Raw genomic sequence first — 17862 nt, forward strand, 5'->3', positions numbered from 1 at the left:
ATCCTTGTTATTATTTTAAAATTTTTCAAAAAAAGAGAAACTAATATCAAATTACGATACTAGCTTCTCTTCCTCACTCTTAATATAATGTCATTGCCCTTGCGGTCTGGGTGATTATCTGTCAGGAACGTCTTTTGCAGCCCCTCTTTGTATTTTTCTCTATTATTCACGATGCATGGAGAAGGAATCCATCTCATAATGAGTTAAGTTTTCATGAATTCCACGTTCGTCTGCCTGATTTAACAAGCTTTCACGATTCTTCTTGGAAGTAATTGGATCATTGTAGGAGCTTGGTCCGCCAACACATCCGCCTTCACAAACCATACCTTCGATAAAGTCTTCCTGTAATCTTCCTGCTTTCATAAGAAGCAATGCTTTCTTACATTCTGCAGCACCATTACACTGACATACTTTAGCGTCGATTTCATCTTCAGATTCTTTTAAACTCTGTAATACAGCAGCTGTAACACCACCGGACTGAGCAAATCTCTTTCCATAGATGGAAGATTCCTGGTAATTATTTTCATCTGGTTTTAAGATGACATTCTTTGCACTCATGATGGCGCGAATCTCGCTGTATGTTAATACATAGTCTGCATTTCCATCAATCTTCTGGTCTGCCACTTCTGATTTTTTTGCAACACATGGTCCGATGAATACAGTTACGGCATCTGGATCTTTTGCTTTTACCATACGGGAAACTGCACACATTGGAGAAATGGTAGTTGAAATATTATCTGCCAACTCTGGGAAGTGTTTTCTAACCATATTTACAAATGCAGGACAGCAGGATGTCACTTTCTTCTTTCCTTCTTTGTAAGCTTCTGCCCATTCTTCTGCTTCATAGGCAGCTGTCATATCTCCGCCAAGACCTACTTCGATGAATCCGTCAAATCCAACTTCTTTCATCGCCTGTTTCCAGCTGTTCATTGTAATGTCAGCACCAAACTGTCCCTCTGTTGCAGGAGCAGCCATTGCATATACTTTCTTATTCGATTTTAATGCCTCGATAACATCTACGATAGAAGTCTTAGAACCGATTGCACCGAATGGACAGCTATGGATACATTTTCCACAACGGATGCATTTCTTTTCGTCAATCACAGAAATTCCATATTCATCATATGTAATCGCATTAACCGGACAACTGAACTTACAAGGTCTCTTCAAATGAGCGATTGCATTGTATGGACAGGCCTGGGCACATTTTCCACACTCTTTACATTTTGCAGGATCGATATGGGAACGATGACGTCCCGGCTCAATTGCACCAAACTTACATGCATTGATACATGCTTTTCCAAGACAGTTCTGGCAGTTCTCTGTTACTGTGTAACTTGAGATTGGACAGTCTTCACAGGCAGAACTGATTACCTGAATTACATTTCCATCATCGACTGGTCCTGGAGCCTTGCCTTCTGCAAGTCTGACTCTCTGTCTGATAATCTCACGCTCTTTGTAAATACAGCAGCGGAACTGTGCAGCTGGTCCTGGAATCAGTTCCATCGCTATGTACTCTTTCTTCTCATCCAATTCACCGGCGAATGCAAGGCGCGCCACCTCATGAAGTACATCATGTTTAATTTTAATTACATTTTCGTCAGCATACATCGTATTTTTTACCTCTCTATATTTCGTTCGTTAATTTTTTAACCATCTTATGCATTATAACTTAATTGTATGGAATTGAAAACCCCTATTTATGTTTTTATTGAAATACATATGGGTGCAATTTCTTCTAGAAAAAAGAGACTGTAACACACTTTTTGCATTACAGCCTCTCTTCTCTTTCCTCTAAAAATGAACTGGTTAAATCAATTTCTCTTAGAATGGATTTTCCGTTGGATACATCATGCCTGACGGCTGGTTGAAGTTGATGTCTTCCATCGGAACCCCTAAATATTTGAATACGTCAAACAGTGCTTTTCCGTAATGGCCGAATGCTACGGCTCCGTGATGCGGATAGTTCTTCTCAATCAGTACGTGGCGATAGAATCTTCCCATTTCCGGGATTGCAAATACGCCGATGGCGCCAAAGGAACGTGTTGCAACCGGAAGCACCTCTCCCTGTGCCACGTAAGCGCGGAGCTTGTTATCGGATGTTGACTGTAAGCGGAAGAATGTGATGTCTCCAGGAATAATATCTCCCTCTAAGGTTCCGTTTGTCACTTCGATTGGAAGGCTTCTTGCCATAATCATCTGATATTTCATCTCGTGGAAGGATAACTTGCTTGAACAGGTATTTCCACAGTGGAATCCCATAAAAGTATCTGTATGTTTGTAGTTGAATTTTCCTTCGATGGATTCTTTGTACATATCCTTTGGTACGGAGTTATTGATATCTAATAAAGTAACGGCATCTTCGCTGACGCAGGTTCCGATAAACTCGCTTAATACGCCATAGATATCCACTTCACAGGATACCGGGATTCCTCTTCCGGTCAGACGGCTGTTGACATAGCATGGAACAAAACCAAACTGTGTCTGGAATGCAGGCCAGCATTTTCCGGCGATGGCAACATACTCACGATAACCTTTGTGTGCTTCTACCCAGTCTAATAAGGTCAATTCATACTGTGCTAATTTGGATAAAATCTCCGGTTTCTTATTGCCGGCACCTAATTCTTTTTCCATATCTGCTACAACAGCAGGGATTCTTTTATCTCCGGCATGCTTGTTGAATGCTTCAAAAAGGTCTAACTCGGAATTTTCTTCAATCTCAACACCTAAGTTATATAACTGTTGGATTGGTGCGTTACAAGCCAAAAAGTTGGTTGGTCTTGGTCCAAAAGAAATAATTTTTAATTTGGATAAACCATCAACTGCTCTTGCGATTGGCAAAAATTCATGAATCATATCGGCGCAGTCCTCGGCATCTCCAACCGGATACTCTGGAATATAAGCACCTACATTTCTTAACTTTAAGTTATAGCTTGCGTTTAACATACCACAGTATGCATCACCACGTCCCTGAATAAGGTTATCCTGTGTCTCTTCGGCTGCTGCCACAAACATCTTTGATCCTTCAAAATGTTTTGCAAGCAGAGTCTCTGAAATCTCAGATCCAAAGTTTCCAAGGTAAACGCAAAGTGCGTTACAGCCTGCTTTTTGGATGTCCTCTAACGCCTGCACCATATGAATTTCGCTCTCCACGATACAAATTGGACATTCGTAGATGTCAGCTGCGTCATATTTGTCTGTGTATGCTTTTACCAAAGCTTTTCTTCTGTCAACGGATAATGATTCCGGGAAGCAGTCTCTTGATACTGCTACGATTCCTACTTTTACTTTTGGGATGTTATTCATGTTCTTTTCCTTCATATATAGTTCTTATATAATCTTATCAAACAAATTCTTGCATGCCGGATAGATGTTGCGGTACTGCTGATACCTTGCCTCATATTTTGCGGCAAGCTCCGGTTCCGGCTCGATGGTCTCGACCACTTTTACAATCTGTGTGGCTGCCTGCTCTACATTTTCGTAGGCACCGCATGCAACTGCGGCAAGCATCGCTCCACCTAGAGACGGTCCTTCTTCTGTCTCTAACACATCCACCTTGATATTTAAGATGTTTGCAATCATTTTCTTCCAAAGCGGGCTTTTCGCACCACCACCGCAGATTTTGGTCCGCTCAATTTTAAGTCCTAATTTCTTGGCAACCTCAAAAGAATCTCTTAAGGCAAATGCCACACCTTCTAACACTGCCTGTGTCATGTCTGCTCTTGTCGTGTCCATCGTCATGCCGATAAACGTAGCTCTTGCGTTCGGATTGTTATAAGGGGAACGCTCTCCCATTAAGTATGGAAGATAGTAAACGTGGTTCTCGCCAAGTTTTTTTATCTGCTCCTGCTCCTTCGCATAATCTTTTGTCTGCAAAATCTCATCGTTCCACCATTTGTTGCAGGATGCGGCGGATAACATGCAGCCCATCAGATGATAGGCTCCGTTTGCATCGCAGAATGCATGAAGTGCGTTATTTTCGTCCACACCAAACTTCTTCGAGGAAACAAAAATCGTTCCACTTGTGCCAAGCGAAATGTTACACTTTCCATCGCCGACGGTACCGGTCGCAACTGCGGCTGCGGCGTTATCTCCTGCACCGGCTGCTACTTTTACATTTGCAGTCAGACCAAGTTCTTCTGCAATCTCAGGTTTTACCGTTCCGACACATTCATAGCTTTCATAGACCTTTGGCAGCATTTCCTTTGTGATATGGCAGATTTCGCACATTTCATCCGACCATCTCCGATTCTTGACATCGAGAAGCAGCATGCCGGACGCATCCGACACATCGGTACAAAATGTCCCGGTTAATTTGTATGCCAGATAATCTTTTGGCAGCATGATTTTCTTGATTCGCTTAAAATTCTCCGGCTCATTTTCCCGCATCCAGAGAATCTTTGGCGCTGTAAACCCGGTAAATGCAATGTTTGCTGCGTACTCGGATAGCTTTTCTTTTCCAATGGTCTGGTTCAAATAATCACATTCTTTTGTGGTTCTTCCGTCATTCCAAAGAATTGCCGGGCGAATCACCTCGTCCTTTTCATCTAAAACGACAAGGCCATGCATCTGTCCGCCAAAGCTGATTCCGGCTACTTTCTTCGCATCAAATCCCTGTAATAATTCCTTCACACCTTCGATGCTCTCTTTGTACCAATCCTGCGGTCTTTGCTCTGACCATCCTGGATGTGGGAAAAAAAGAGGATATTCTCTCGATACAATGTTTCGGACTTTTCCGTTATCATCCATCAGCAACAGCTTCACTGAGGATGTCCCCAAATCAATTCCAATGTAAAACATCTTCTCCCATTCCTTTCTTTTATGTGCACGTGCACGCTATGTATTCATATTACCCCATCATTTTTTGAATTTCAATGTAAAAAATGTAGAATTTTAGCCTATATTTTTAGTGATTTTTCCTTTTTTCTTTTATCCTGCAAAAATAATTTGTGCATGTGCACGCAAAAATGCTATACTATAAAAAAGAATCCTGCTTATAGGATTCTCGCGAAGCATTTTTATGTAACAGGAACGAATTTTCCTATTCCATAAAAATAACAGAAAGGATGGATTTATCATGGCAACCATGAAAGAAATTGCACAGTTAGCCGGGGTCTCCCGTGGTACGGTAGACCGTGTTTTAAATCATCGTGGCGCTGTCAATGAAGATACAAGGAAAAAAGTTTTAGAGATTGCAGAGCTTTTAAAGTACCAGCCAAACAAGGCCGGAATCGCATTAGCCGCCCAGAAAAAGAAGCTTAAAATCGGCATCCTGCTCTTTGGAATTGAGAATCCTTTTTTTGACGAGGTCTTACAGGGGCTTCACGAAAAGGCGGCGGAACTTTCCATCTACGGATGCACAATTTTAGAAAAACAGATTCCTTATTCATTGGATGCACAGCTTTCTGCGATCGAGGAACTGCTTAAAGAGGACATTCACGGACTGATTCTCTCTCCGTACAACGATCCGCTTATCCAGGAAAAAATTGACGCTCTTTTTGACGCCGGAATTCCATGTGTTACCCTAAACACAGATATTTCCAATTCCAAACGGCTTACCTATGTCGGAAGCGATTTTCAAAAATGCGGACAGATTGCAGGCGAACTCCTCTCCCTCTTTACAAGCGATTCAGCGAAAATAGGAATTATTACTGGTTCTAACAATGTACTCTGCCACGAGGAACGCATTGCTGGATTCCGGCATTATCTGACAAAAACAAACTCTTCCATGCAAATTCTTGATATTGCCGAAAATGAGGATGATGATTATAAGAGTTTTGATGTCACAAAATCCTTTTTAGAAAAATACCCGGATATGACAGCACTCTATTTTACAGCCGGTGGTGTGTACGGAGGATGCCGTGCCGTCTTACACGCAAAAAAAGAACGTGCCTTGTCTATTGTGACGTTTGACTCCGTTCCTTCTACCATTGAGATGTTAAAACACAATGTCATTTCCGCTACCATCACGCAACAGCCAAAAGAACAGGGGGCTCTCTCCCTATCCATTCTAATGGATTATCTGTTGTATGAAAAACATCCCGATTCCGACTGCAGCTATATGGAATTATCCATCAAAACAAAAGAATGTTTTTAGCAGATAAGCGTAAAAAAATACCGACCATCAAACATCCTTCAGATGTCCCATATTTTGGACACCAAAGAATGCTTTTGGCCGGTATTTTCTATTTGGATTCAGGTGTCGAAAGGCAACTCACAAATTAGTCGCTGGTAAATTGCACAAAGGCAAGACTTTTTTGTGACTTTGAGGGAACATTAGAAAATTTTAGTATGCCCCAAATACCCAGTGATGTTCTGCCACGGACGACAAAACAAGGCTTCACGAGCCAGGGATGGCTCGTTGAATGCCGGTCACGTCACTCTGAAATAATCTTCATCTGGCATAGTTAGATTTTTCTTATGTTCACTCAACGGAGCAAAATAGACTTGGCATTGTGCAATTTGCCAATAAGAAGTCTGTGAGCTGCCTTTTGACACCTGAATCCTATTTGAAAAAGGTCTATTTTTTCACCTATTTTTATTCTTTTTTCTGTCTGGACGCATAGAACCGCTCTTTGTCTACCGCCTTGTTCCAAGAAGCTACAATGGTTGTACAAACCGCATCACCGGTGATATTAACTGCTGTTCTTGTCATATCAAGGATTCGGTCAATTCCCATAATAAGAGCAATGCCTTCTACCGGAAGTCCTACGGAATTAAATACCATTGTAAGTGTAATCAAACCTACACTTGGAATTCCAGCCGTTCCGATGGATGCTAGGGTTGCCGTTCCAATTACGGTCAAAAAGTCCATCGGCGTTAAGGTGACACCAAATGCCTGTGCCGTAAACACAACTGCCACACCCTGCATAATCGATGTTCCATCCATGTTAATGGTTGCACCCAGTGGAATGGTAAAGGAAGAAATCTTTTTGGAAACACCCATTTTTTCTGCCAAGGTATCAATCGACAATGGAATTGTCGCATTAGAGGTTGATGTTGAAAATGCGAACGCCATAACCGGGAAAAAGTTCTTAATAAAGATAATCGGATTGAGTCCTGTAAAAATCTTCAAAAGAGCCAGGTATACACCAAAACACTGTACCGCTAACGCAAGCAATACACAGAACATGTATTTTAACAGCGGTATGAATGCCTCAAATCCAATCTCTGCAAATGTCTTGGAAATCAGGCAAAATACTCCGATTGGTGCAAATTCCATTACCAGCATGGTCATTTCCATCATGATATCGTTAAACTGTGCAAAAAAGTTTTTGACAATGTCAACACGGTCTCCCATTTTTGCAAGTATCACACCCAAAATCAAAGCGAACAAAATAATCTGCAACATAGTTCCGTTGCTTAGCGCCTCGAAAATATTGGTTGGAATAATATTTAAAAGTGTCTCGGCAGCATTGGTTTCTTCTGCCTCAGATGCTACCTGTGAGGTAATCTGAATCTTTGACATATCCAGTCCTTTTCCAGGATTGAAAACGCTCGCAATTCCAAGAGCAATCGTGATTGCAAGTGCTGTCGTAATCAGGTAAAAAATCAATGTTTTGACGCCGACACCACCCAGTTTCTTCGTGTCTCCAACCGACATGCTTCCGCAGACAAGGGAACAGAATACCAGCGGTACAACCAGCATGCGCATCAGCCGGATGAATCCCTGTCCTACAATATATAAGACACCATTTACCACAATTTCTGACTTAAAATTGGAATCTGGTATCACATAATTTAAAATAATACCAAAAACTGCACCTAATAGTAATGCAATAAAAATCTTGGTCATCAGTCCTAACTTTTTCTTTTCTTTTTTGTTTTCTTTTCTAGTATCTTTCAAATAACATTCCCCTCTCTTCTAAATATTCCCTGAGTGAATCCTGCCATTTCGGGAACTGGTAAACATCCACCATGCTCAAAATAAAGTTGTCGAGCACTGCAAATGCAGGTCTTACCTTTGAAAAGTCTGACATATTTGTTGGAACCGGGCTCATTTCTGCTTCTTTTCCGGTCAGACGCAAAATCTCTTTTGCAAACTCATACCGGCTGCAAATTCCCTGATTGGTTGCATGATAGGTTCCATACTCTCCGGTATGAATCAGGTGAATCAAAAATCTTGCAAGCTCCGATGCGCTTGTCGGAGAGCCGAACTGGTCTGATGCGATGGAGAGCGATTCTTTCGTCTCCACTTTTTTCAAGAAATCAAGCACAAAATTATCTCCCTCCCCATATACCCAGGTACTCCGAATGATAAAATGTTTGTAGTTGAATTCTTTGACATAATTTTCACCTGCCAGTTTGGAACGACCGTAAACCGTACCAGGATTGGTGCTGTCAAACTCATTGTATGGTGCTGTACTTTTTCCATCGAACACGTCATCCGTTGAAATCTGTACGAATTTAGCCTCTAACTTCTTTGCGGCAATGCTTAGGTTTCTTGCGCCTAACGCATTCACGCGAAATGCTTGTGCGGGATTTTCCTCACAAAGTGCAACATCTGTCATTCCGGCACAATTGATAATGACATCCGGGCGGTTCATCTCACCAAATCGTACCACCTCATCCGTCTGTGTAATATCCAAATCATCGATATCTGTATCCAAAAGCTCATATTCGAGTTTGTTCACTTCTTTATTGATTGCACGTCCAATCTGTCCATTGGCTCCACAAATCCAAATTTTTTGCATGCTATCCCTCCACACCTCTTTTGTTTCGTTTGTATTTTTTCATGCCCTTTATTATATCAAAATTATAACCGTAATTATAGTATCTTCTTCCCATGTTTTTCATCCAATTTTTCCCATTTTATCCAAAACCAGTAATTCCAGAAGCAATCTTTCCGATTGCCAAAAGGAGCCATCACACATTACATGCAATGACTCCTTTTTTATATTTGAATTTATACTCAGGCTCCCTCAATTTCCTTGATACTAAATCCATTTCCAGAAAGCAAATGTGTTGCCTCACTCTTACAGTACGGGCATACTTTTGCATACTGGACTGTTGAATATGTCTTTCCACAATCCTCACAGATTGTCACTCCCGGATCTATTTCAATCTTTAACTCCGAATCCTTTAACAGCTCGGAATTGCGGCATGCATAGCTCCAGCAATCTGTCAGATACTCCGGTACAACTCCGCTTACCTCACCAATCTGGCAGGTAACGGACTTGATTTCGGAAAGATTATTTTCGGCACCGACTTCTTCTACGGTACGAATTACATGAACAATGATTCCAAGTTCGTGCATTTTTTCCTCCTTTTCGCAAACGAAAAGCTTCTTATTTCTTCTTAGAGAATTTAATCTTGATAGCCTGTTTTGCTCCATTTGCAAGAACATGTTTTAACTTGTCCTCACTTGGAGTCATCTTGCTACATCCTGGAAGTTCTCTATGTAACTTGATTGCATCAAATTCACACTTGGTTGTACAGATACCACATCCGATACACTTGTTCTCATCCACAACAGATGCACCACATCCTAAACAACGTGCTGTCTCTGCTTTTACCTGTTCTTCTGTGAAGACAAGTTTTGCATCACGGAAGGAATGTTTGGTATCGATTGTGTCATTGTGACCTGGAATCTGACGGCTGGAATTGTCATAGTTTTCCACTTTGATATTCTTTTTGTCTAATTCAATGAAGTCATTTCTGTTACGTCCGATTGTAAGTGAAGAATGAGGACGAACAAAACGGTGAATAGAGATTGCTCCCTGTTTACCTGCTGCAATTGCATCGATTGCAAATTTAGGTCCTGTGTAAACATCACCACCAACAAAGATATCCGGTTCTGCTGTCTGGTAGGTAAGTGCATCCGCAACTGCTCCGTTACCTCTGCCAAGTTCTACCTTGCTTCCCTTTAATAAGTCACCCCATACAATAGCCTGACCTACGGAGAAGAACACATGTTTACATTCGATTGTCTTTAAGTCATTCTCATCATACTGTGGATTGAATCTTCCGTCTGCATCCTTAACAGAAATACATCTCTTTAAGACGATTCCGCGTACTTCGCCGTTCTCGTCTACCAGAACTTCCTTAGGACCCCATCCTGGATTTACCACGATTCCTTCGGATTCTGCTTCTTCGATTTCTTCAACAGATGCAGGCATTGTCTCTCTGGATTCCAGACAAAACATGTTAACTGCTGTATTATCGTTTCCACATCTCTTAGAATCTCTTGCAACGTCGATGGCAACGTTACCACCACCGATGACAACTACGTCACCTTTGATGTCATATTTTTCATTTGCATTTACTTCTCTTAACAATTCAACGGCTGGAGCACATCCTTTTGCTGTATCGTTCGGGATTCCCGGTAAACGTCCACCCTGGCATCCGATTGCAATGTAGAATGCTTTGTAACCCTGTGCACGAAGTTCGTCTAATGTGATATCTTTACCAACTTCTACGCCAAGTTTGATGTCAACACCCATCTCTTTGATGATGTCGATTTCAGCCTGAACAACGTCTTTCTCTAATTTGAAAGATGGAATACCATATACTAACATACCGCCGGCACGTTCGTTTTTCTCGAAGATTGTAGGTTTGTAACCTTTTTCTGCAAGATAGAATGCACAGGATAATCCTGCAGGGCCACCACCGATGATTGCAATCTTCTCGTTGAATTCACCCTTTAAGGATGGAACAACTTTTTCTGGAATGTAACGTGTCTCAGCTTTCAAATCCTGAGCTGCGATAAATTTCTTAACTTCATCGATTGCGATAGCCTGATCGATTGTTCCACGTGTACAAGCATCTTCGCAACGACGGTTACAGATATGACCACAAACTGCTGGAAGTGGGTTGTTTTTCTTGATTAATGCAAGTGCATCTCGATATCTTCCCTGTGCAGCCATCTTTAAGTAACCCTGAACTGCGATGTGTGCAGGACAGGCTGTCTTACATGGAGCTGTACCAGTGTCATAACAGTTAATTCTGTTGTTGTCACGGTAGTTTTCATCCCACATTTCCGGTCCCCATTTTTTCTCAGATGGAAGCACGTGTTTTGGATATTCTACCTTAGATCCGTCCGCTTTACATAATTTCTGACCAAGTTTTACGGCACCTGCTGGGCAGTATTCTACACAACGTCCACAAGCGACACAGTTTTCTGTCTCAACTTTTGCAACATAAGCAGAACGTGACATATTTGGTGTGTTGAATAACTGTGAAGTACGAAGTGCATAACAGACATTTACGTTACAGTTACAGATTGCGAAAATCTTATCTTCGCCATCGATGTTTGTAATCTGGTGAACGAAACCGTTATCTTCTGCCTTCTGGAAGATTTCTAATGCTTCTTCTTTTGTGATGTAATGACCACCTTTGTTTGTCTGAACAACATAGTCAGCCATATCACCAACAGCGATACACCAATCATCCGGATCATCTGCACAGCCTTCTTCATAAGTTGTACGGGAACGACGGCAAGAACATGGGCTTGCTGCATATTTTCCTTCATATTTATCTAACCAATGAGAGATATGCTCGATAGAGATTGACTGGTTCTCCATCTCGATTGCTTTCTCTACCGGAATAACGTGCATACCGATACCTGCTCCACCTTCTGGAACCATAGGTGTTACTTTTTCAAGTGGTAAGCGGCTCATACGCTCGAAGAAACGTCCCATCTCAGGATGCTCTTCTAACATTTTTAAGTTCATGTTACCAAATTCTGCACTACCTGGAACGAACATTGGTAAAACGTACTGTTTTTCGTGCTGTGGGTTCTCCCAGTTATACTCTAATACACCATTTACAGACATCTGCTCTAACAGTTCTTCACAGTGTTTTCTATCCATTCCACTGATTTTTACCATCTGGTCTAATGTCTTTGGCTTACGAACGCCGCCCATCTTTAAGGCAAGCTCTGCCATCTCGTCTGTACACATTGCTGCAAGACCCCAGTATTCTGGATCATATTTTGTGATTTTTACAAGACCTAATTTCTGTTTTGGACGGTCTGTAACCATCTTTGCAAGCTTTACGATTGCAGGACGCTCTACTTCTTTTTCAATAAACTCTGGTACGAAATTTCCTAATGGATCTGCCATTTGTTATCCTCCTTTAGAATAAACACTTGTTAATTATCTTCTTTTTCCCTTTGGCATCCCACTCGGTTGGCCGGGTTTGTTTGTTTTTCTTATCGTTGCCTGAGTAAAACCCTCCCGAGGGGATATTTTATTCAAAATACAACCACTTGTCTTAGGGGCAAGTGGTGCATTGAAATCAAGTCATAACTGTTTTTATTTTTGATATTCTTTTATCTGGGTACGAATCCAGTTCGCCCAATCCTCAAATCCTTCTCCTGTCTTCGCAGAGACGAAAAAAATTTCGGCGTTCGGATTTAATTCATGAATCCGCTCCGTTACCGCCTCTTTGCTAAACTCATCGAAAACAGCCAAGGTATCGCATTTGTTAATCAATACGACATCACATACGGAAAACATCAACGGATATTTTAATGGTTTGTCGTCACCCTCCGGAACTGACAAAATCATGGCGTTCTTGGTACTTCCGGTATCAAACTCTGCCGGGCAGACCAGATTTCCGACGTTCTCTAACACAACAAAATCAAGGTCCTTTGTGCCAAACTCACGCATTCCCTGTCTGGTCATATCTGCATCCAGATGACACATTCCACCGGTATGTACCTGAATGGCACGTGCACCGGCTTCCACAATGGTCGCCGCGTCGACATCTGAATCAATATCCGCCTCCATGACACCAATCCTAATCTCATCCTTTAGCATGGAGATTGTACGAACCAAAGTTGTCGTCTTTCCAGCTCCCGGCGATGACATCAGATTTAATAAAAATGTGCCCTCTTCCTTAAGCTCAGCGCGCAGCTTGTCAGCATCTGCATTGTTGTCTTCAAAAATGCTTCTCTTTACATCGATAACTTTAAAGTCGCTCATTTCCAAACCTCCGTTGTTGATTGATGTGGTTATACCTATATGCGATATATCGCTTGGTCATACCTCATGGATTGACAATATTTTAACACACTTTTTCCCAAAAATCAACGCTATATTACGGATTTTTACATTTTCTTCCTGGTATGTGTTGTTACTTTTTTATAGTTGGTATCTGGTATGACCAGTGACACGATATCCGTTTTCCGTGAATCCGCACAAAAAATTTTTCCTCTTTTTTACATTATATCATATATATTTGTGACTTTTTTCCTATTTTCGCAATGAATTGTACAAAAAAGGAATATACTCAAGGTAGGTTTCCTCAAACTCTTTTTGTTTTGCAAGATTGATTTCCGTTGTGATTTTGCGGATTGTATCCACTTCACACTTTCCATCTGCTTCCATTGCATAGCGATGCAGGCCACTAAGCACCGTGTTTCCGACCGGCACAATTCTTTCTTTTATCTGCTCCGGGAAGATTCCAAGAAAAACTGCAGTCTCCACATTCAGCTCATTTCCAAAACCTCCGGCAAGATACAACGTATCCACCTCACTCCAGGTGACTCCCATTTCTATTAACAACAGCTCCATTCCGGCTCTCACCGCTGCCTTTGCAAGCTGGACTTCCCTGACATCCTGCTGCAAAAATGTGATTCCGGGTGCAATTTTATACCCGCTTTCCCGGAATGGTTCCACCAACGTCCCATTTTCATCCATCAGATTTTGTTTCAAAAGCTCTGCCGTAAGCTGCAGGACACCACTTCCGCAGATTCCGACCGGTGTTCTTTTTCCAATCGTCTTGTAATGGCATCTTCCATGCTCTATTTTGACCGTGTGAATCGCGCCCTCGATTCCAGGTACGCCACAGGATATGTTTCCGCCCTCGAATGCCGGTCCGGCCGCAACGGACGTTGCCAGGATGCTCTCACGATTTCCAAGTGCCATCTCCCCATTCGTGCCAAGGTCTACAAAAAGTGAAATCCCTTCTTTTTTCTCCATCTCGCAGTCATATAACCCTGCCACAATATCTGCGCCAACAAACGCTGAAATCCCCGGAAATACCGTCACCTTACACGTTAGTTCTTCCGTTCCAAACAATTCACGAAAAGAAAGATTTTGCCAGTCAATGCTTACCGGTGTAAAGGGGTAGCTGCCCAGTTTTTCCGTGGAAAATCCCATCAGAAAATGTTCCATCGTCGTGTTTCCGGCTATAAGAACGTCTGTTATCTTCTCCCGGTCAATCTTTGCCTTTTTCCAAAGACGGCGGATTCCGTTTAACACATCCTGCCGCAAGGTCTGCTCCAGGAGCGCCCTGTTTTTCGTCTGTGCCTGCCGGATTCTTGAAAGGACATCCGCGCCAAACGAGACTCCATGATTTCTCCCTGTCTCGGCGCAAAGTACCTCTCCCGTCTCCCTTTTCACGAGCCAGAATGCCAGTGTGGTTGTTCCTATATCAACTACAATTACATATGTAGTTATTTTCACTTCCCCCGGCTTCTCATTCTCAGTTCTACGCACCCTGCCGGAAGATAAAATATGCATCTTCTCCTCAAAGTCTTCCACTTCCACAAGCGCTTTTCCCGTCGGATAAGCCGTGCAGGCAAGGCGGTAGCCTGCCTCTAATTCCTCTTTTGAAAAAAAAGCTGCATCCTGCTCACCAGGGGCTGGTGCACCTTCCAGGAAACGCACCCTGCATTTCCCACAGATTCCCGCGCCGCCGCAGTTCGATGCAATCCGGATTCCCTTTTGTAAAAGCTGCTCCAGCACAGATTTTCTATTTTCTGTTGGTTCCAGTTCGACGATTCTCTTTTCCTGTCTCATTTTTCTACTCTTTTCCGGCAAATTGCCTTATGTTCACTTTTTTGCATAATTACAGTTCTTTTTCGTACAGTTCTTACAGTCATGTCCAATCCGGTAACAAGAGGTGTCTTTTGTTTTTTCAAAAAAGAACAGCATGCTCTTCTCCGGTTTTAACATTCCACCACTTGTAACCGTAACCGGAATCTCTTTTCCCATAACAGCAAGTACATCCTCCACCCGAAAATCAAGCGGTGCCTCTTTTCGTGCCGCCAGACCGCTACCTTCTTTCTTCGCTATCTGAATAAGCTCTGGCTGCATCCGCTCTTCCATTGAAAAGAGAAGCTGGTCTGCGATGCAGTTTGCCAGCATCCCTTTCATCAAATCTTCCTGAAAAAGCTGTCCTATGCAATCGCTGATTTTATCTCCTAACGTCAACAGCACGGCATATCCGTCTCCAAGCCCCTTTACCTGACACTCCCTTATCTGATAAAATGGCTGTATTTCCTTTTGTAGTTGTTTTTCTAATTGTTTTGTTTGTTTATACAATTCCGAATATAATGGATTCTCCTTGGTACAGTCCATCATCAATAGAACACGTTCAGGATTTGCAACCAACAGAAGCTGCGTTCCTCTTTTTACGACCTCTCTCATCTTTTCTTCCCATCTTTCCTCTATTTTTTTCAAAAAGCTACCTTTTATTTCTATCTATGGTATAATAATTCATTATACGGATTGTGCGTCCCGCATTTTTTAGAAGGCATGTGCAATTCAACCATGGGAGGTTTTTTGTGGATACAGCAAACGAAAGTTATGAAAAATGGCGTAATCTTTTATTTCGGGCAAATGTAATCATTGCATGCCTTGTATTTTTATCTGAAATAATTATTTATTTTTTCCTTCGGGCAGAATCTTTGATTTTCCAGCCCTTACCGGTCTATTTTTTCCGGTATCTGATTTTACCGACCATACTTGATATTCTTATTTTACTCATAGGGAAGCTGTTTTTGCAACACCTTCCTGCAAAAGCGAGGATTACAAACTATGTTCCGGTGGTACAGATGACCTTAATCTGTCTTGTGGTTGCCGCCACACACAACATTTTTTCCGTTACCATGTGTGTCTTTTGTTTTCCTATTTTTTCGACAACGCTTTTTAATAATAAGAAAATGACTTCACGCATCACCTTGTTAAGCGTCTTATGCGTGCTGATTACCATTTTCATCCGTGCGTACTTCCGCACTCCTGGCTCCGATGACACCTACCTGATTGAGGAAAGTCTGATTGCCATTGCAATTACCGTTGGAACCAACATTTTAAGTAACGTTTTAAACAACCATCAAAATATGCAGCGAAATATCATCGAAACAAGTTTTCAAAAGCAAATGCAGATGCAGGATTTACTCAACCACGACCAGCTTACAAGCCTTTATTCGCACACCGCATTTATGAACCACCTGCATGAGGTGCTTGACATTGAGGACGCCTACGACGACCTTTTGTATGTGATGGCAATCATCAAAATCGATGATTTTAAATCTTTAAACAATGAGTACGGCCACTCAAATGGTGATTTTATTCTGCGAAGGGTTGCAACCTTAATCCAAAATTACTGCGATAAGAACGCTTTTGCAGCAAGGTTAAGCGGCACCAAATTTGTCATTTTATTCTCCGGCAGCACCTTGCATCAGTGTAACCGGATTCTGAACGATTTGAAAAATGACTTCGAAACACAGCCGTTTGACTTTACCGACCAGCCGGTTACGCTAAGCTGTGGTCTCTCCTCCTTTATGCCGGGAGAAAGCGCTGACGCCTTCTATACACGTACACGGGACGTCTTAGCGAAGGCGAAAGGGACCGGCAAAAACCAGACCGTTTTAGCCAGACCATAAAAAAAGGGCTATCCCGTATGAAATATGATGTCATTTTCATACGGGATAGCTCTTTTTCTATTGCAGCTAACGATACCTGCTAATATTAATTCTTATTTTTTATCGTAGTCCTCTAAGAAATTGTGAACCACGCCGTCTTTCTTATATGCAACAACTGTGCTAAGATTTACATTTTCCACACTCTTAAAGATATTTGCCTCGACATAAGGATTTACTTCCTTCATCTGCCTGATCAGGTTCTTGATTTCCAGACGTTTTGATTTTGAAGCTCCCTCGTCACTGCAGCTGCTACAGGTCTCCGTGAAACGGCAGGCACACTGCAAGAAATGAAGTTCATTGTAATCTCTCCAATGCTTGATATCATCCTCTCTTACCAGATAGAGCGGACGAATCAGTTCCATTCCTTCAAAGTTTGTGCTGTGAAGCTTTGGCATCATAGTCTGTACCTGTGCGCCGTAAAGCATTCCCATCAAAATGGTTTCGATGACGTCATCATAATGATGGCCAAGCGCAATCTTATTGCAGCCAAGTTCTTTTGCCTTGCTATATAAATAGCCACGTCTCATTCTCGCACACAGATAGCATGGATTCTTCTCAATATCGTAAACCGCATCAAAAATGGTGGATTCAAAAATAGTGAGCGGAATTCCCATAATCTTTGCATTTTCCTCAATCAGCTTCCGGTTGGTTGCATTATATCCAGGGTCCATCACAAGAAAAACAAGGTCAAACTGGAACTTGTTGTGGCGCTTTAATTCCTGGAAACATTTTGCCATCAACATCGAATCTTTTCCACCGGAAATGCAGACTGCAACTTTATCGCCCTCCTGCAGCATCTCATACTGGTTGATTGCTTTGCAGAAACGGCTAAAGATGGATTTATGAAATTTTTTGCGGATACTTTTTTCAATCTCATCCTTCTTCTCTGTCTTTTCTGCCTGTCCGACCTGCCAGATCAGCCATGCGTTATAACCGCCCTCTAAGTTGTAGGCAGTCAGTCCCATTTCTACAAACTGTTCTACAATGGCTACACTTTCCACACCTGTTTTACAAAAGACAAAAACCGGCACCTCTTTGTCCTGTTCGCGCGCCCACTGCCCGCAGTCCGCCGGCATCACGTGAATCGCTCCTTTTACGGTACCGTACTGGTATGCCACATTGTCCCTGATATCCAGCAAAATTCCCTGTGGCTGCTCATTTTCATATTCAACCCAGCTGATATTTGCACCATTCTCTCTGCTCATCTA

General features: G+C 42.1%; 13 protein-coding genes. 2 read left to right on the forward strand and 11 right to left on the reverse strand.

Annotated elements, in window-relative coordinates; all coding sequences use genetic code 11:
• Nucleotides 1-162: 162 nt before the first annotated feature.
• The 3 genes from BIV16_RS07720 to xylB form a co-directional block, all read right to left on the reverse strand.
• Complete coding sequence (locus BIV16_RS07720) at nt 163-1611, reverse strand: 4Fe-4S dicluster domain-containing protein (RefSeq protein WP_075678398.1); 1449 nt, start codon at nt 1609-1611, stop codon at nt 163-165.
• 213 nt (nt 1612-1824) lie between these two features.
• Nucleotides 1825-3306 carry an L-fucose/L-arabinose isomerase family protein gene (locus tag BIV16_RS07725; protein ID WP_075678397.1) on the reverse strand — a complete coding sequence of 494 codons (1482 nt, stop codon included), beginning with the start codon at nt 3304-3306 and terminating at the stop codon, nt 1825-1827.
• Between the two features lie 24 nt (nt 3307-3330).
• Nucleotides 3331-4800 carry a xylulokinase gene (gene xylB / locus BIV16_RS07730; RefSeq protein WP_075678396.1) on the reverse strand — a complete coding sequence of 490 codons (1470 nt, stop codon included), beginning with the start codon at nt 4798-4800 and terminating at the stop codon, nt 3331-3333.
• Between the two features lie 277 nt (nt 4801-5077).
• On the opposite strand from xylB, the gene BIV16_RS07735 reads away from it, so the two are divergent.
• Nucleotides 5078-6097 carry a LacI family DNA-binding transcriptional regulator gene (locus tag BIV16_RS07735; protein WP_075678395.1) on the forward strand — a complete coding sequence of 340 codons (1020 nt, stop codon included), beginning with the start codon at nt 5078-5080 and terminating at the stop codon, nt 6095-6097.
• 441 nt (nt 6098-6538) lie between these two features.
• On the opposite strand, the gene BIV16_RS07740 is transcribed toward BIV16_RS07735, so the two are convergent.
• The 7 genes from BIV16_RS07740 to BIV16_RS07770 form a co-directional block, all read right to left on the reverse strand.
• Entirely contained in the window at nt 6539-7795 is a 1257-nt protein-coding gene (locus tag BIV16_RS07740) for a dicarboxylate/amino acid:cation symporter (protein WP_075678945.1), read from the reverse strand.
• Nucleotides 7796-7832: 37 nt separating this feature from the next.
• A complete protein-coding gene (rfbD, locus tag BIV16_RS07745; RefSeq protein WP_075678394.1) occupies nt 7833-8693 on the reverse strand; it encodes a dTDP-4-dehydrorhamnose reductase in 861 nt (286 codons plus the stop codon).
• A 218-nt stretch (nt 8694-8911) separates the two neighbouring features.
• Nucleotides 8912-9256, reverse strand: a complete 345-nt coding sequence (locus tag BIV16_RS07750; RefSeq protein WP_075678393.1) for a hydrogenase maturation nickel metallochaperone HypA — start codon at nt 9254-9256, stop codon at nt 8912-8914.
• Between the two features lie 31 nt (nt 9257-9287).
• On the reverse strand, nt 9288-12062 hold the full coding sequence (locus tag BIV16_RS07755) for an FAD-dependent oxidoreductase (protein WP_173664519.1): 2775 nt from the start codon (nt 12060-12062) through the stop codon (nt 9288-9290).
• A gap of 192 nt (nt 12063-12254) precedes the next feature.
• Entirely contained in the window at nt 12255-12926 is a 672-nt protein-coding gene (gene hypB, locus BIV16_RS07760; protein WP_075678392.1) for a hydrogenase nickel incorporation protein HypB, read from the reverse strand.
• A gap of 270 nt (nt 12927-13196) precedes the next feature.
• Nucleotides 13197-14747, reverse strand: coding sequence for an ASKHA domain-containing protein (locus BIV16_RS07765; protein WP_075678391.1), 1551 nt, complete (start codon nt 14745-14747; stop codon nt 13197-13199).
• Between the two features lie 33 nt (nt 14748-14780).
• Nucleotides 14781-15410, reverse strand: a complete 630-nt coding sequence (locus BIV16_RS07770) for a hypothetical protein (protein ID WP_075678390.1) — start codon at nt 15408-15410, stop codon at nt 14781-14783.
• A gap of 104 nt (nt 15411-15514) precedes the next feature.
• Here BIV16_RS07770 and BIV16_RS07775 point away from each other — a divergent pair, with 104 nt between their 5' ends.
• Nucleotides 15515-16615 carry a GGDEF domain-containing protein gene (locus BIV16_RS07775; RefSeq protein ID WP_075678389.1) on the forward strand — a complete coding sequence of 367 codons (1101 nt, stop codon included), beginning with the start codon at nt 15515-15517 and terminating at the stop codon, nt 16613-16615.
• Between the two features lie 92 nt (nt 16616-16707).
• On the opposite strand, the gene BIV16_RS07780 is transcribed toward BIV16_RS07775, so the two are convergent.
• Entirely contained in the window at nt 16708-17859 is a 1152-nt protein-coding gene (locus BIV16_RS07780) for an ATP-binding protein (RefSeq protein WP_075678388.1), read from the reverse strand.
• Between the last annotated feature and the right edge of the window lie 3 nt (nt 17860-17862).

This window comes from Roseburia sp. 831b (genome assembly GCF_001940165.2).
Classification (GTDB): domain Bacteria; phylum Bacillota; class Clostridia; order Lachnospirales; family Lachnospiraceae; genus Roseburia.

Coding starts and splice junctions, on each gene's coding strand:
- BIV16_RS07720 (WP_075678398.1), bottom strand. CDS start 1,611: ATGTATGCTGACGAAAATGTAATTAAAATTAAACATGATGTACTTCAT.
- BIV16_RS07725 (WP_075678397.1), bottom strand. CDS start 3,306: ATGAATAACATCCCAAAAGTAAAAGTAGGAATCGTAGCAGTATCAAGA.
- xylB (WP_075678396.1), bottom strand. CDS start 4,800: ATGTTTTACATTGGAATTGATTTGGGGACATCCTCAGTGAAGCTGTTG.
- BIV16_RS07735 (WP_075678395.1), top strand. CDS start 5,078: ATGGCAACCATGAAAGAAATTGCACAGTTAGCCGGGGTCTCCCGTGGT.
- BIV16_RS07740 (WP_075678945.1), bottom strand. CDS start 7,795: ATGACCAAGATTTTTATTGCATTACTATTAGGTGCAGTTTTTGGTATT.
- rfbD (WP_075678394.1), bottom strand. CDS start 8,693: ATGCAAAAAATTTGGATTTGTGGAGCCAATGGACAGATTGGACGTGCA.
- BIV16_RS07750 (WP_075678393.1), bottom strand. CDS start 9,256: ATGCACGAACTTGGAATCATTGTTCATGTAATTCGTACCGTAGAAGAA.
- BIV16_RS07755 (WP_173664519.1), bottom strand. CDS start 12,062: ATGGCAGATCCATTAGGAAATTTCGTACCAGAGTTTATTGAAAAAGAA.
- hypB (WP_075678392.1), bottom strand. CDS start 12,926: ATGAGCGACTTTAAAGTTATCGATGTAAAGAGAAGCATTTTTGAAGAC.
- BIV16_RS07765 (WP_075678391.1), bottom strand. CDS start 14,747: ATGAGACAGGAAAAGAGAATCGTCGAACTGGAACCAACAGAAAATAGA.
- BIV16_RS07780 (WP_075678388.1), bottom strand. CDS start 17,859: ATGAGCAGAGAGAATGGTGCAAATATCAGCTGGGTTGAATATGAAAAT.